The following is a 14,460-nucleotide window of genomic DNA, read 5'->3' as shown; positions in this document are numbered from 1 at the left end:
TTCTCTATGATTTGGCGGGCTTCAAAAGCCTGCTCACTTTGTCGAAACTGCGGCGTTGAAACCCACACAAACCCCTCTCCCGTTTCCACAGGCACTCAACGCTGCATTAGTTAACAGAAGGTTACTTTCAACGCCATCAGTGCATTCACGCTTGCGACATTGCGCGCATCATTTCAGGTGGAATTCGCTGTGGCCGCCCGGCGCCGTTGACCAGCGCAAGTGTTACTTCCGCCTCAAAAAGCACCTTTTCGGCGAGTTTTACCGTTTGCACCAGAACCAGTTTTGCACCAGATGCCCGCTTCAGCCGCGTGTCTACGCACACAGCGTCATCGATTCGCGCCGACGCCCTGAAATCGCACTCCATGCGCCGCACCACGAAATGCATGCCGTCACCGGCAAGGTCTGAGTGATGTACGCCTGCGAGGCGCAGCATGTCGGACCGGCCACGCTCGCAGAACTTCAGATAGTTGGCGTGATAGACAATGCCCGAAAAATCAGTGTCCTCGAAATAGACGCGGATATCGAGGTGATGAACACCGTCTTTGAGATGACCGGACAAACTCATGCCGGGTCATCATCCTCGAACAGTTCCACCTGCCGGGTGGCCAGCAGGTCAGGTGTTGCCAACCCCAGGTGCTTGAACGCATGCGGGGTCAGGATGCGTCCGCGCGGCGTGCGGTTCACGAAGCCCTGCTGGATGAGATAGGGCTCGATGATCTCTTCAATGGCATCGCGCGGTTCCGACAAAGACGCTGCAATGGTTTCAATGCCCACAGGTCCGCCGCCGAAGTTGATTGCGATGCACTTCAGGTAACGGTGATCCAGCGCGTCCAGGCCGAGACTGTCCACTTCCAGCCGCTGCAATGCCTTGTCGGCAGCCTGCCGGTCGACCTGCTCGGTACCGTCGACGGAGGCAAAGTCCCGCACCCGCCGGAGCAACCGCCCGGCGATGCGCGGCGTGCCGCGGGCCCGGCGGGCAACCTCAAGCGCGCCGTCTTCGGTCATGGCAAGGCCAAGCACCCGCGCGCCGCGTGTCACGATATCGAGCAGTTCATCTTCTTCGTAAAAGTTGAGTCTGACCGGAATGCCGAACCGGTCGCGCAAAGGCGTGGTCAGGAGCCCCGTACGCGTCGTGGCACCGACGAGGGTAAACTTGGCCAGGTCAATGCGCACCGAGCGGGCCGCCGGGCCTTCCCCGATAATCAGGTCAAGCTGGAAGTCCTCCATCGCCGGGTACAGCACTTCTTCCACCGCCGGGTTGAGCCGGTGGATCTCGTCGATAAACAGCACGTCACGGTCTTCAAGATTGGTCAGAAGCGCGGCCAGGTCACCGGCCTTGGCGATAACGGGACCGGACGTCGCCTTGAAATTCACCCCCAGTTCGCGCGACACGATCTGCGCCAGCGTGGTTTTCCCAAGCCCAGGGGGCCCGGCAAACAGCACATGATCCAACGCCTCGCCACGCGTGCGGGCCGCTTCAATAAACACTTTCAGATTGGACTTGGCCTGGCGCTGGCCGATAAACTCGTCCAGCACCTGAGGCCTGAGGTGAGTGTCAAACTCATCCTCACCGCGTTTGACGGGCTCTATCAGACGATCGTTCACCGCGCCAACTCCTTCAGACCGAGCCGGATCAGGGTTTCAGTGGCGGCATCCTCGCCCGCCTCGCGCATGGCGGCGGACACCGCCGCGCCTGCCTGTGACTGCCCGTAGCCCAGGTTGACCAGTGCCGAGACGGCTTCCGCCGCTGCGGTCGGGCGTGGTGCGTCAAGCGCGCCTGACACCGCGGCCAGCGCCGCATCTCCGCCGGAAAATGCCGGGGCCTTGTCTTTCAGTTCTGTGACAATGCGCTGTGCCAGCTTTGGCCCCACGCCATTGGCGCGGCCGACCATCGCCTTGTCGCCGAGGGCAATGGCATTGGTCAGCTCCGCCGTGGTCAAGGTGGACAGCAACGCCAGTGACACCTTGGTGCCGACGCCCTGTACATTATCCAGCAGACGGAACCAGCCGCGTTCAGCCTCGCTGGAAAATCCGACCAGCCGGATTGAATTTTCAGATACCAGCATTTCGGTGTGCAGCACCGCCGCCTCACCGGGCGACGGCAGCGCGGCCAGTGTTTTCGTCGAACACGCCACGTGATAGCCGACACCGCCCACGTCCAGGATGACATGATCATCGCCATACTCATCCACGATACCTTTAAGCCTGCCGATCATCCTGCTGCCTTCAATGCTGCGGCCAGTGATGCCGGTCCGCGATGCTGCGCATGACATATGGCAATCGCCAGGGCATCGGCCGAATCCGCAGAGTTCGGCGTACACTTCGGCAGCAGTATTTTCACCATTGCCTGTATCTGGTGCTTGTCGGCATGTCCTGCCCCGACCACGGTTTTCTTCACCAGGTTGGGTGCATATTCGGCCACCCGCAATCCGGCTTGCGCCGGCACCAGCATGGCGATACCGCGGGCCTGGCCAAGTTTCAGCGTGGCGCGGGCATCCTTGTTGACAAAGGTTTCCTCCACCGCTGCCTCATCAGGTTCGTAGCCGCTGACCACTTCTGAAAGCTTCTCGTGCAACTGCATCAACCGGTCCGAAAGCAAGGAGGTGGCATCAGATTTGATGGTACCATCCGCCACATAGGAAAGCCGTGTGCCTTCAGCCGTCACAATGCCCCAGCCGGTGTGCCTCAGCCCCGGATCAATGCCGATAATGCGAATCGCCTGTGTCATGAAATCCACCCTACCCGGCCTGTTCGCTTTGAAGCAAACCCGTGCATCGCCCGGCCTCGGATAAGTTCTGTACACTCGTCCATTCGACTATAGCGTAGATTGCAGAATTGCCGTAACGTACAACCCATAATTACAAGCCACGCATACAAGTGGCGCTTGAGGGAGCCGGGGAATGTCGGATTTTGTGGCCAACGCAGATTTGGTCAACGCTATCGGTATATTGGGTGTTTCACTATATCTGGGCTCGTACGCTGCTTTGCAGACAGGTTTCCTGCGCGGCCAGGGGTATCTCTATCCTGCCATCAACATGGCTGCAGCTTCCTGTGTCCTCATCAGCCTGATGCAGCATTTCAACCTGTCGTCCGCCATCATCCAGATTTCGTGGATCACCATCAGCCTCGTCGGCATTGTGCGCATGTACGTCGTGCAGTCACGCCTGAGTTTCAGCGACAATGAACTGTTGTTTATCGGTGACGTGCTGGCCGGCCTGCCTCGCCAGCGTGCCCGCGCTCTGCTGGATACCGGCCTGTGGATGACGGCGAAACCGGGCACCGTGCTGACCCGGCAGGGAAAACCGGTGGATGATCTGTGCTACCTGGCCTCCGGCGAGGCCCAGGTCATTGTTGACGGCAAGGCGATAGCCACAACGAGCACCGGCGCGGTGATCGGCGAGGTGACCTACCGGACCGGCGCTCCGGCTACTGCAACCGTGCAGGTGACCGGGCAAATGCAACTGCTCCGGTTCAACGCCGACAAGCTGCGTGCCTTTGTTCTCAAAAACGAGGACATCGGCGCCATACTTGAGCAGAACATGGCCAACCACCTGCGCTCCAAACTGGTCTCCATGTCGGAAACCGCCAGCAAGAAGCCGGCTACTGCTTCCAGGAAACCGGCAGCAGCCTAGCTCCGGCCTTCAAACGACCAGCCGCGACCGGCCGGAACATCGATGCAACTGTTCCCCCGCAGACACTTGCGTGGCATTTAGCACAGACCTGCCACCTGTGGTTGTGTTGACTGTCAGAGGTCGAACGCTCACCAAACGAAGCGTTCGCGTAACCAAAGCAGTTTCGAAGGTAACATTCGATGCGGGAGTTGTTTACCGACCTGGATATCTTCAACGCCATCGGCATCGTCGGTGTTTCCCTCTACATCGCCAACTATACTGCCTTGCAGACGGGCTTCGTCCGGGGTCAGGGTTATGTCTATCCCACTGTCTGCCTGATCGCAGCGTCCTGCGTGCTGGCAAGCCTGATGCAGGATTTCAACCTGTCGTCGGCAGTCATTCAGGTTACCTGGATCACGATCAGCATCATCGGCATCACCCGCATGTATGTGCTGGGTGTCACTTCACGCTTTTCCGATCAGGAACGCCTGTTCATCCGCCATATGGCAAACGGGCTGCCGGAGCACCGGGCCCGGGCACTGCTGGACAACGGCATGTGGCTGACCGCGGACCCGGGCACCGTACTTACTCATGAAGGCGAGCCGGTCGATCATCTCAGCTTTGTCGCGAGCGGAAAGGCCAAAGTGATTGTGGCCGACAAGACTATCGCCACGTCCGGCGCCGGCATGGCCATTGGAGAGATAACCTACCTGTCGGGAGAACCGGCGACCGCAACCGTCGAGGTCGCGGAGAAAATGCACCTGATCCGGTTCGAGGCGGACAAACTGCGTGCCTTCGTGCAGAGGAACCCGGACATCGGCGCCGTGCTTGAGCAGAACATGGCCAATCATCTGCGATCGAAACTGGTGTCCATGTCGGAAACGGCCAGCCGGGCACCGGTTCCCGCTTCAGCGGACGCAGCGGCTGCCTAGGGCGTGATGAACCGGTCTTCAGGCACCACCGCAATCGGCGCCAGTTCCACCAGAAAATCTTCGTGGCCCAGGCCCGCAACCATGATCGATGTGCTTGTCGGGGCATTGTTCGCATCGAGAAACTCAGCCCTCACCTGCTGGATCAGCGGCAGCTGTGACCGGTCGGTGTAATATGTTGTCACCGCGACCAGATCATCCAGCCTGCCGCCAACTGCGGCCAGCACTCGTTCAATGTTGCGAAAACACTGACGAGTCTGCTCGGCAACATCGCCCTCGCCGACGATCTGCTCGGTCTCGTCCCAGGCCACCTGTCCGGTAAAATGGATCACTTTGCCTTCCGGCTGCACGACACCCATGGCGAACCCGCGCCCGCGCGGCGACCATACGCCGTGTGCATCAATTGTCGTTTTCATGGCCTGCTTCCATCATCCAGTTGACTTTTGATCCAGCTTGCAAAGGCTTGCGCGGCTTCGCCCGCCGGCCCGGTATCGTTCACCCGCATGTAGTAGCTCCACCGGCTGGGGATCGACAAGGCGAACGGCCTGACCAGCTGGCCGCTTTCCAGTGCCGCGCGCGCCGTCAGAGCATCGCCGAGTGCAACCCCGTGACCCGACGCTGCCGCCATCTGCACCATCGGCATGTCGGAAAACACCAGCCCGCCGCGCGGGTCAACCTTTGTGGCCCCGGCCGCTTCGAGCCAGCGCTGCCAGTCGACATGAGTGACCAGGTGCAACAGGCGCATGCGTTTCATGTCCGACGGTTTCCTGAGGCCCGGCTCGGCGCTCAACGCGGACGGGGCACAGACCGGAAACAGTGCGACCTGCGCCAGCAGGTCGGCCTGGTCGCGCAGCTGGGCTTCGCCGCCGAAGGCTATCTGTACATCTGCTGTTTCATCGGCGATGTCCCCCAACACCCGCGCCGCCGCAAGATGAACGCTGATGTCCGGAAACTGCGCGATGAACGAGCCGATCCGGTCTGCCAGCCAGAAGGTGGCAAATCCGGGCGGAGCGACCACTTTCAGTTCGCCCGACAAGGCAGGCTCATCTGCGGCAGCGCGTGACATGATGTCGAGCGCACGCCTGGCCTCTTGCGCATAGCGCTTGCCGCGGACCGTCAGGCGGATACCGCGACCATCGGGTTCGGAAATGGCAAAGCCCAGGTCATCCTCCAGCCGGCGCAGCATGTGGCTGACGGCTGAGCGGGTCAGCGACATTTCTTCCGCCACAGCACCTGCGGATTTCAATCTGTCCAGCGCTTCCAGGGCCCGCATCGCCTTTACCGGCGGCAACCGTTTGAATTTGCTCATACAAACGCCCAACTCATTGACAAATAAACGTCAACAATAGCGCGAAAAAATTCACTTGTATGTCAAAATTTGTCACCTCATCATATTCAACAGACTTGATTCAGATGAGAGACAGTATTCATGGACGCCGAGTTTTCCCGCCGCAAACTACTGGAACGCAACCATCTTCGCGCGCTTTATGAGCGTTCCGATGCCCGCGGCGTGGTGCAGGCCGGATCGCATTTTGGTGCAATTGCGATCACCGGTTACCTGCTCTGGCAAACCTGGGGCACCTGGATGGCGGTGCCGGTATTCATGCTCCACGGCATCCTGATCAACTTCCTCTATGCCGGGCAGCATGAACTGAGCCACGGCACGGTATTCGCAACCAAATGGCTGAACGAGTGGCTGGGCCGCCTGATCGGGTTCGTGATGATATATCCACGTGACTTCGACAAGATCCAGCATTTCGCCCATCACCAGTACACCCAGAACTGGGACAAGGACGGCGAACTGATCCGCGAGCCCTACACGCTCACCTCCTATCTGTTGTGGTTCTTTGGCCCGGCCTACTGGTATTCCCGTATCCGGCGTATTTTCCGGTTTACGCTTGGCATCGTCACCGAACCTTATGTGTTCAAGACCCAGCATGACCTGGTCATCAGGGAAGCCCGTATGTCACTGATCGCCTACGTGCTTATTGCGGCGGTATCGGTGTACCTGCAGTCATGGGCGGCAGTGATACTGTGGCTGGCCCCGATGATGACGATGAAATTTGTGCACCAGTTGCAGAACACCATCGAGCATCTGGGCCTCAGCCATGAAGACAACACGCTCGTCAACACCCGCTCGACCGACACCAATCCTGTAATGAAGTGGATGTGCTGGCAGATGCAGTATCACACCGCGCACCATACGTTTCCCTCGGTGCCGTTCTGGAAACTGAAGGAACTGAACGACGAGATTGAGAGCAAGCTCGGCCATGAGGTCAACCGCATGGGCTATATCGAGTTCCAGCTTGAACTCATCCGCAAGCTGTCCGGCGGCAAGTCGGAAGCCGATTACCCCATGAACGAAGTCTGGATTACCCGGCGCAACGGCACTCTCGATCGGGTTGTGTATGACTAGGGTTACGAGACCGGACCTGCAGGTCTACCAGTCTTTATGGGCCATGCAGCCGCACTCGCCTGACGGCGTGAAACTGCCGTTGGCAGAGGTTTGCGACATGGTTGCCGCGGAAGGCTTTTCCGGCATGGCTATCGACCTTGGCGCTGCCGATGTGCAAACGGCTCATGATGTCCGCCCCCACCTTGAGCGCAACAACCTGACCCCGCTGATCGTCGCGTTTCCCAAGACAGTTGAATCTCTGCGCGACACGCTGAAAATGTCGAAGGAATTCGGGTCGCCCTTTGTCGATGTTATCGGCCAGGTGTTTCCGCTGTCGGTCGACGGCGGCATTCCGGTCATCCGCAAATGGATCGAGATGGCGGACGAGGTCGGCATCCCGGTGCAGTTCGAAACCCACCGCAACTGCATCACCAATGACCTGTTCTACACCCTGCAACTGCTCGATGCCGTGCCGGAAATGCGGTTGTGCTGCGATCTGTCCCATTATGTCGTTGACCGGGAATTCTGGTATCCGATCTCGGACGACAACCAGGCCCTCATCCAGCGCTGCATTGAACGCTCCGACAGTTTCCAGGGCCGTGTGGCGTCGCGCCAGCAGATCCAGCTGCAGATCAATTTCCCGCAGCACCGCAAATGGGTCGAGGTTTTTGAAGACTTCTGGCGCCGTGGCTTTGACTCATGGCTGAAGCGCAATCCCGAAGGATCGCCGGTTTTTCTGTGTGAGCTGGGCCCGCCCGAGTACGCCATGACCGGACCGGACGGCAGGGAACTGTCTGACCGCTGGGATGAAGCCAGGCAGATGCGCGATACGGCACAGCGCATCTGGGCGGAATCCTGTCAGGCGGAAACAGGCTGACTTCCAGACTTTCCGCAATTGCTGTTTCCTCATCCACAGTGCTAGCCTCATCCATGGGTTGGGCTGGGGAGCAAAACCCGGAGGAAACATGCATGCCTGATGCGCAGCAGACAAAGGTCGTCAAGGCCTGGCTCGAGAATCTTGAAACCGCCCTGAAAGCAGAAGACACAGACGCTGCAACCGCGCTGTTCGGCGAGGACAGTTACTGGCGCGATCTGGTGTCCCTGACTTGGAACATCAAGACCAGCGAAGGCCGTGACGACATTGCTGCCATGTTGAAGGCAACGCTCGGTAACGCGAAACCGCAAAACTTCCAGATTGAAGGCGAAGCCAACGAGGCGGACGGCGTCATTGATGCCTGGTTCACCTTTGAAACGGCCACCGGGCGCGGCAAGGGCCTGGTGCGGCTGATCGACGGCAAGGCGTGGACCATGCTGACATCGCTGCAGGAACTGAAAGGGTTTGAAGAAGCCAAGGGCGCCAACCGGCCAAAAGGCGTCGAACACGGTTCCGCCAAGGGACGCCTTACCTATGCCGAACAGCGTGACAAAGAAGCTGCAGAGCTTGGCTACAAGACGCAACCCTACTGCCTCGTGATTGGCGGCGGACAGGGCGGCATTGCGCTTGGCGCCAGGCTGCGCCGGCTCGGCGTGCCCACCATCATCATCGAGAAGAATGAACGCGCCGGTGACAGTTGGCGCAAACGCTACAAGTCCTTGTGCCTGCATGACCCGGTCTGGTACGACCACCTGCCCTACCTGCCGTTTCCCGATCACTGGCCGGTCTTCTCGCCCAAGGACAAGATCGGCGACTGGCTGGAAAGCTACACAAAGCTGATGGAGCTGAATTACTGGTCAAGCACGGTTGCCAAGTCGGCGTCCTATGACGAGGCCGCCGGCGAATGGACCGTCGTAGTTGAACGCGAGGGCAATGAAGTCACGCTCAAGCCAAAGCAACTCATCCTGGCAACCGGCATGTCGGCAGTCCCGAATGTGCCGCAACTGCCCGGCCAGGACATCTTCAAGGGTGAGCAGCAGCACTCCAGCCAGCATCCCGGACCTGACGCCTACAAGGACAAGAAGGTCGTCGTTGTCGGCTCCAACAATTCGGCACACGATATCTGCGCCGCGCTTTGGGAGGCAGGCTCCGACGTGACCATGGTGCAGCGCTCATCCACCCACATCGTCAAGTCCGAAACCCTGATGGACGTGGCCCTGGGCGCGCTTTATTCCGAAGAAGCGGTCAAGAACGGCATCACCCACGATGTCGCCGACCTGATCTTCGCGTCACTTCCCTACAAGGTATTGCCTGCAGTCATGCAACCGCAGGTCGACGAAACCAAGAAACGCGACAAGGCGTTCTACGACCGGCTGGAAAAGGCCGGTTTCGATCTGGACTTCGGGGCGGACGACACCGGCCTGTTCATGAAGTACCTGCGCCGCGGCTCGGGCTACTACATTGACGTCGGCGCGTCGGAACTCGTGGCAGACGGCAAGATCAAGCTCGCCAAGGGCCAGGCGGATCATCTCACAGAAACATCCGTTGTCCTCGACAACGGCCAGGAGTTGCCTGCCGACCTGGTGGTCTATGCAACCGGCTACGGCTCGATGAACGGCTGGGCCGAACGGCTGATTTCCAAGCAGGTGGCCGACAAGGTCGGCAAGTGCTGGGGGCTGGGATCGGACACGCCCAAGGATCCCGGTCCTTGGGAAGGCGAGCTGCGCAATATGTGGAAACCGACGCAGCAGGAAGCTCTGTGGTTCCATGGCGGCAACCTGCATCAGTCACGCCACTATTCGCAGTTCCTGTCACTGCAGCTGAAAGCCCGACACGAGGGGCTCGACACCCCGGTCTACGGCATGCAGGAAGTGCACCATCTGAGTTGATACGGACTGTCTGCACAAGCCGGCCCGCCGAAACCAGCGTCTGCATGACGGCCCGACAGGTTCCCGTCATGGATACCAGCCGCCTTTCCGGCGGGCCTCAGGCTTTTGCGTTCGCGCAGTCAATTACGGCCTTGGTCAGCTCAACCACTCGCTTGGCGCGGTCGGGATCCTGGTATGGTTCCTTTGCATGGATCCACTCGGTCCATGCTTCCAGAGTGAAGGCATCGCCGGTACGTTGCCTATGCAGCCGGTCAATGTGCTTGAAATACTCTTTGACCTTGTCCGGCTCGCCCAGTTGCAGGTACGACCGGGCCATGACCAGGTAGCTCCATGTGCCTTCCAGTTCGGTAAACCGGTTCAAAACTTCAACAGCGCGGTCAGGCTGGCCGTTCTCTTCGTAGGCCCAACCCAGGAACTCATCATACCATTGCTCGTGATAAGGATGCAGCCTGATCGCCTGGTTGAGGTTCATGATCGCCTGCTCGTAGCGCCCGGTCAGAATGAACAGCTGCGCCACTTCAGCAAGCAGCCTGCAATCTCCCAGGTTTAACTCGCGTGCCAGATTGTAATGATGCTCGGCACGATCATAATCGTGTTTGAAAAACAGGTATGCCCAACCGAGAACCCAATGTCCCAGGTGCAGGTCCGGTTCGTTTCTGACCGCCCTGAGTGCGTACTCGAACGCCTGGCGCCCGGACGCCTCATAGTCATCCGAGTAGTCCCAGTCAAAATCGATGGCATGCTGCCAGGCAAGTCCGGCAACCGCCGGCCAGTACGGCGGATCACTCATCGCAATGGTCTTTTCGAACTTTTCCTTTGCCAGCCGGCTCCAGTCCTTGCCCTTGTTCCATGGCGGCAGGAGCGATTTGTGAAAACAGTCTCTTGCTCTGAGATAGCGGTCATAGACTGTAAATTCCCTGGGCGCCTTGACCACTTGACGTTTCAGTTCCGCCTTGGCGATCTGACCGGAACTGGTCATCAGGGATGCTGCTATTGAGCGTGCAATTTCATCGACAACTTCGAGCAGATCAGGGTTCTTGCGGTTGTATCGGCTGGTCCACAGCTGGATACCGGTGTCAGCTTCGATGAGTTCCGACGTAACCCGGATGAGGTCTTCACCCTGCTGCAGGCTGCCCATCACCAGATATCGGACACCCAATTTGCTGGCGATGTCGCGCAGATCGGGACTGTGCCCGCTGAAGATGAAACTCGATCCGCGATCGATCACGAAAAATTCCGGCGATAACGACAGGTCAAATATCAGCTCTTCGGTCAGCCCGTCGACCAGGTGCTGATTTCCCTTGTCAGGCGACAGATTCGCAAAGGGAAGAATTGCCACAGACGGGCGGTCATTTATCGGTGCGCGAGACAACGAAACGGCTGGATTGAACGGCTCCGATTTCTTGCCCATCTCGAAACTGGACCGGTAAACCGTGACAGGCTCGACGATATTCTTGAGGCGCTGCTTGCCGATCGACTCAAACGACACGCCAATTTTGGCACGGACTTCGCGAAATACTTTTTCCGATATGCAGATACCGTCCGGCTCCGCCAGTGCTTCCAGCCTGGCCGCAATATTCACGCTGTCGCCGTAAATATCGTTGGTCTCCACTATGATGTCGCCATAGTTGATCCCAATACGCCAGCGCAATTTCCTGTCGGACGGCACGTCCTGGTTTTTTCTGATCAGCTGAGCCTGCAGTTCAACCGCACAATTAACCGCGGCAATCACGCTGGGAAACTCGACCATGACACCATCACCGGTGGATTTTACAATCCGGCCGGAATGAGCATCAACCTCGGGATCAACTATAAGCTCGCGTTGAGAAATCAGCAGGTCATGGGTGCCGGCCTCGTCCACTCCCATCAGTCCGGTATAGTTAGCAACGTCAGCGACCAGCACAGCTGCCAGCCGGCGAACAGACTTTGCCTTCATCATTACCTGTCAATCTCCCCGAACTGCTCAATGGAACACGCAGAGGCTCGGACAAAAGGGGCTTTCCGTTCTACTTGGCAGACTTGCCGTTCCGGGCCCTGTCGACCAGATTCTGGAGTATATCCCGCTCGCATGTGAGAAACTTCTCCCACGTTTCGGTATAGCTCGCGTCCGGGTCAGTCGCCTTGACATACTGCTCGACCTGGCATTTTTCTTCGGTCAGATCTATGACGAGCTCAAAATCGTCGACCTCTGCGAGAGACCTGTTCGTCCGGCATCGATCACCCAGAAACCTCGCCCAGCTATCCTTGATAAACTGCGCCTGGTTGGTGAATCCGCTGCCGTCAAACTTGTTCACCTCTGCAATCAGGTGATCCAGCAGTTCGGCTTCGTTCACCAGTGTTTTTCTGACTTCATTGGCAGTCATCACGCCCTCCAATTTCAACGTAATGCAAATGCCGTCCTGATGGCAGCTTACCCGGGTTACATCTGCAATCAAGCAGGATTCTTGACGATGGGTTAGGAGCACGAGCATGGCTGCTTCCCTGCCAGGCCTCTTGACGTGATCAAGGTAGCGGAAACACACTCACTGTTCGCATACTCACAAATACCGGAACCCGCATGTCTGAACTCTGGAAAAAACCCGCTGCTGAAATCGCCCAACTGGTCCGGCTCGGCGCCGTTTCGGCAGTTGAAGTCACGCGTGACGCCCTTGCCAGGCTGGACGCGGTCAATCCGGCCATAAACGCCGTTGTACAGTTCATGCCCGAAGAGGCGCTCGCAACTGCCGAGGCCGTGGATGAAGCTGTTGCACGCGGTGACCGGCTGCCGCCTCTTGTCGGTGTTCCGGTTACGGTGAAGGTCAACGTTGACCAGAAAGGGTTTGCCACGACTAACGGCCTGCGCCTGCAGAAAGACCTTGTCGCGTCTGAGGACAATCCGGTGGTGGCCAACCTGCGCGCTGCCGGTGCCGTCATCATCGGACGTACCAACACACCCGCCTTTTCAATTCGATGGTTTTGCCGCAACTCGCTGCATGGTCATACCAAGAACCCGCAGAATCCCGCCATCACACCGGGCGGCTCATCGGGTGGTGGCGCGGCTGCAACCGCTGCCGGTATCGGGTGCATAGGCCATGGCACGGATATTGGCGGATCGGTCCGATACCCGGCCTACGCCTGTGGCATCCACGGTTTGCGCCCGACGCTGGGACGCGTGCCGGCGGTAAACTTCACTGCTCCCGACCGCCATATCGGCGGCCAGCTGATGGCTGTCTCGGGCCAGCTTGCCCGCACCATTGCAGATGTGCGGCTGGGATTTGAGTCCATGGCGGCACAGGACCTGCGTGATCCCTGGTGGGTACCGGTTCCGGCTGTCCTGCCTGAACAACCCAAACGAGCCGCGCTGACGGTGGCGCCAGAAGGCATGAAAGTCGACCCTGCCGTTGAAACCGCCTTGCGTGACGCAGCGCAACGGCTGGCAGATGCCGGCTGGCAGGTGGACGAGGTCGAATGCCCGCCGTTCAGGGAACCGGCCCTGCTGCAGGCCACCTTGTGGCTGGCCGAGTTCCGTCGCGGCGCAGCTGACGCTGTCAGGAAAGAAGCCGACCCGGACGCAAGCTTCGTGTATGAACAGATGGTGCGTCTGTGCCCGGAACCGGACATGAACGGCATTCTGGATGCCCTGCAGCGCCGGGCCACCCTGACACGCGACTGGCAGATGTTCCTGGATCAGTATCCGGTGCTGCTGTGTCCGGTTTCAGGCGAACTGCCGTTTCCCGATCTGCTGGACGTTGAATCCCCGGAAGCATTTGACAGGGCCATGGAAGCACAACTGACCCAGGTAGGATTGCCGCTGATGGGCCTGCCGGGCCTCACTGTGTCCACCGGCATGACTGACGGCAATATCCCCGTCGGTGTTCAGCTGATCGGCGGGCGCTATCGCGAAGACACCCTGCTGGCAGCAGGTGAAGTGATTGAAGCCGGCGGCGTCCCAGCGCTTCCTGTTGATCCTGCTGCGGGCTGAATGAGCAAGTCAGAACAGTTTTTCTCCAGAGGCTGGTGCGCCTTCGAATCCGACCCTGCTATCAGAAGCTGGGTTGAATTCGCCTTACCTGCTGCCCGGGTAACCCTGTCCGACCCGGCACAGAAGGAATGGACACGCTATCAGGGCACCTGGTTTGCCGGCGTCAACGCGTTGCCGAACGACGCTTGCGGCCGGCTGCCGCACGGGCCCCCGCTGGCGGGCGAGGCGATTGACTTCATTGCCTCGGAGCTTGGGCTGCCAGTGTTCAACTGGGACCAGGCTCAGGTCTCCATCTGCTATCCGGGCTACCCGCAGCCAATGCAGGGTGAGACCGACGGTCAGCACAATTTCCGCAAGAACCGCGATGCCGCTCATGTTGACGGCTTGCGCGGTATCGGCCAGCCGCGACGGCGGTTCCTGGAAGAAGGCCACGCATTCGTGCTTGGAATTCCAATGGTGGAAGCCAGCCCCGACGCCTCGCCATTTGTGATCTGGGAAGGATCTCACGAGATCATGCGGCGCGCTTTCATGTCCGTGTTGGAAAATCTGCCACCCGCCGACTGGATCAAGGTTGATCTGACGGACGTTTATCAGCAGGCACGCAAGCAATGCTTTGATGAGTGTCGACGCGTCGTCATTCACGCCCGGCCCGGTGAGACCTACCTGGCCCACCGCCTTAGCCTGCATGGCGTGGCCCCTTGGGGCGAGGCCGCATCAGCAGGCCCGGATGGCCGCATGATCTGCTATTTCCGCCCGGAACTTGCTGACCGGGAAGGATGGCTGTCGCTGCCTTGAGCCCGC

15 protein-coding genes are annotated in these 14,460 nt (G+C 59.2%); 7 read left to right on the top strand and 8 right to left on the bottom strand.

Going from position 1 to position 14,460, the window contains the following annotated elements:
- Positions 1 to 145 precede the first annotated feature (145 nt).
- Genes ybgC through ruvC form a run of 4 tightly spaced genes read right to left on the bottom strand, consistent with a single transcriptional unit; the run spans position 146 to position 2,728 of the window.
- Positions 146 to 565 (bottom strand): tol-pal system-associated acyl-CoA thioesterase, encoded by a 420-nt coding sequence (gene ybgC / locus DHN55_RS09240; RefSeq protein ID WP_108881001.1) that lies wholly within the window; start codon positions 563 to 565, stop codon positions 146 to 148.
- The gene (gene ruvB, locus DHN55_RS09235; protein ID WP_108881000.1) at positions 562 to 1,605 is read right to left on the bottom strand and encodes a Holliday junction branch migration DNA helicase RuvB; all 1,044 of its coding nucleotides are present in this window, start codon (positions 1,603 to 1,605) and stop codon (positions 562 to 564) included. The genes ybgC and ruvB overlap by 4 nt, the downstream gene beginning before the upstream one ends.
- Positions 1,602 to 2,216, bottom strand: coding sequence for a Holliday junction branch migration protein RuvA (gene ruvA, locus DHN55_RS09230; RefSeq protein WP_108880999.1), 615 nt, complete (start codon positions 2,214 to 2,216; stop codon positions 1,602 to 1,604). The genes ruvB and ruvA overlap by 4 nt, the downstream gene beginning before the upstream one ends.
- Positions 2,213 to 2,728 (bottom strand): crossover junction endodeoxyribonuclease RuvC, encoded by a 516-nt coding sequence (gene ruvC, locus DHN55_RS09225; protein WP_108880998.1) that lies wholly within the window; start codon positions 2,726 to 2,728, stop codon positions 2,213 to 2,215. Before ruvC ends, ruvA begins: the two co-directional genes overlap by 4 nt.
- Before the next feature lie 172 nt (positions 2,729 to 2,900).
- Here ruvC and DHN55_RS09220 point away from each other — a divergent pair, with 172 nt between their 5' ends.
- The gene (locus DHN55_RS09220) at positions 2,901 to 3,632 is read left to right on the top strand and encodes a CBU_0592 family membrane protein (RefSeq protein ID WP_108880997.1); all 732 of its coding nucleotides are present in this window, start codon (positions 2,901 to 2,903) and stop codon (positions 3,630 to 3,632) included.
- Between the two features lie 179 nt (positions 3,633 to 3,811).
- A complete protein-coding gene (locus DHN55_RS09215; RefSeq protein ID WP_108880996.1) occupies positions 3,812 to 4,543 on the top strand; it encodes a CBU_0592 family membrane protein in 732 nt (243 codons plus the stop codon).
- Here DHN55_RS09215 and DHN55_RS09210 read toward each other — a convergent pair.
- Positions 4,540 to 4,956: a Rid family hydrolase gene (locus tag DHN55_RS09210; RefSeq protein ID WP_108880995.1), complete on the bottom strand. Its 417-nt coding sequence runs from the start codon at positions 4,954 to 4,956 to the stop codon at positions 4,540 to 4,542. The genes DHN55_RS09215 and DHN55_RS09210 overlap by 4 nt on opposite strands.
- A complete protein-coding gene (locus DHN55_RS09205; protein WP_108880994.1) occupies positions 4,953 to 5,849 on the bottom strand; it encodes a LysR substrate-binding domain-containing protein in 897 nt (298 codons plus the stop codon). The genes DHN55_RS09210 and DHN55_RS09205 overlap by 4 nt, the downstream gene beginning before the upstream one ends.
- Before the next feature lie 120 nt (positions 5,850 to 5,969).
- Here DHN55_RS09205 and DHN55_RS09200 point away from each other — a divergent pair, with 120 nt between their 5' ends.
- From DHN55_RS09200 to DHN55_RS09190, 3 genes are all read left to right on the top strand, one after another.
- Entirely contained in the window at positions 5,970 to 6,956 is a 987-nt protein-coding gene (locus tag DHN55_RS09200) for a fatty acid desaturase (RefSeq protein ID WP_108880993.1), read from the top strand.
- Positions 6,949 to 7,812: a xylose isomerase gene (locus tag DHN55_RS09195; protein ID WP_108880992.1), complete on the top strand. Its 864-nt coding sequence runs from the start codon at positions 6,949 to 6,951 to the stop codon at positions 7,810 to 7,812. The genes DHN55_RS09200 and DHN55_RS09195 overlap by 8 nt, the downstream gene beginning before the upstream one ends.
- A gap of 92 nt (positions 7,813 to 7,904) precedes the next feature.
- On the top strand, positions 7,905 to 9,698 hold the full coding sequence (locus DHN55_RS09190) for an NAD(P)-binding domain-containing protein (protein ID WP_108880991.1): 1,794 nt from the start codon (positions 7,905 to 7,907) through the stop codon (positions 9,696 to 9,698).
- 97 nt (positions 9,699 to 9,795) lie between these two features.
- Here the strand turns inward: DHN55_RS09190 and DHN55_RS09185 are convergent, their stop codons facing one another.
- Both DHN55_RS09185 and DHN55_RS09180 read right to left on the bottom strand, forming a co-directional pair.
- The gene (locus tag DHN55_RS09185; RefSeq protein WP_108880990.1) at positions 9,796 to 11,637 is read right to left on the bottom strand and encodes an adenylate/guanylate cyclase domain-containing protein; all 1,842 of its coding nucleotides are present in this window, start codon (positions 11,635 to 11,637) and stop codon (positions 9,796 to 9,798) included.
- A gap of 67 nt (positions 11,638 to 11,704) precedes the next feature.
- Positions 11,705 to 12,061 (bottom strand): hypothetical protein, encoded by a 357-nt coding sequence (locus tag DHN55_RS09180; protein WP_108880989.1) that lies wholly within the window; start codon positions 12,059 to 12,061, stop codon positions 11,705 to 11,707.
- A gap of 194 nt (positions 12,062 to 12,255) precedes the next feature.
- On the opposite strand from DHN55_RS09180, the gene DHN55_RS09175 reads away from it, so the two are divergent.
- Together DHN55_RS09175 and DHN55_RS09170 are read left to right on the top strand one after the other, a co-directional pair.
- Entirely contained in the window at positions 12,256 to 13,659 is a 1,404-nt protein-coding gene (locus DHN55_RS09175; protein WP_108880988.1) for an amidase, read from the top strand.
- Positions 13,660 to 14,454 carry a hypothetical protein gene (locus DHN55_RS09170; protein ID WP_108880987.1) on the top strand — a complete coding sequence of 265 codons (795 nt, stop codon included), beginning with the start codon at positions 13,660 to 13,662 and terminating at the stop codon, positions 14,452 to 14,454.
- Positions 14,455 to 14,460: the final 6 nt, after the last annotated feature.

It is taken from the genome of Anderseniella sp. Alg231-50 (assembly GCF_900149695.1).
Lineage (GTDB): Bacteria > Pseudomonadota > Alphaproteobacteria > Rhizobiales > Aestuariivirgaceae > Anderseniella.
This window is presented reverse-complemented; position numbering and strand designations above follow the sequence as displayed.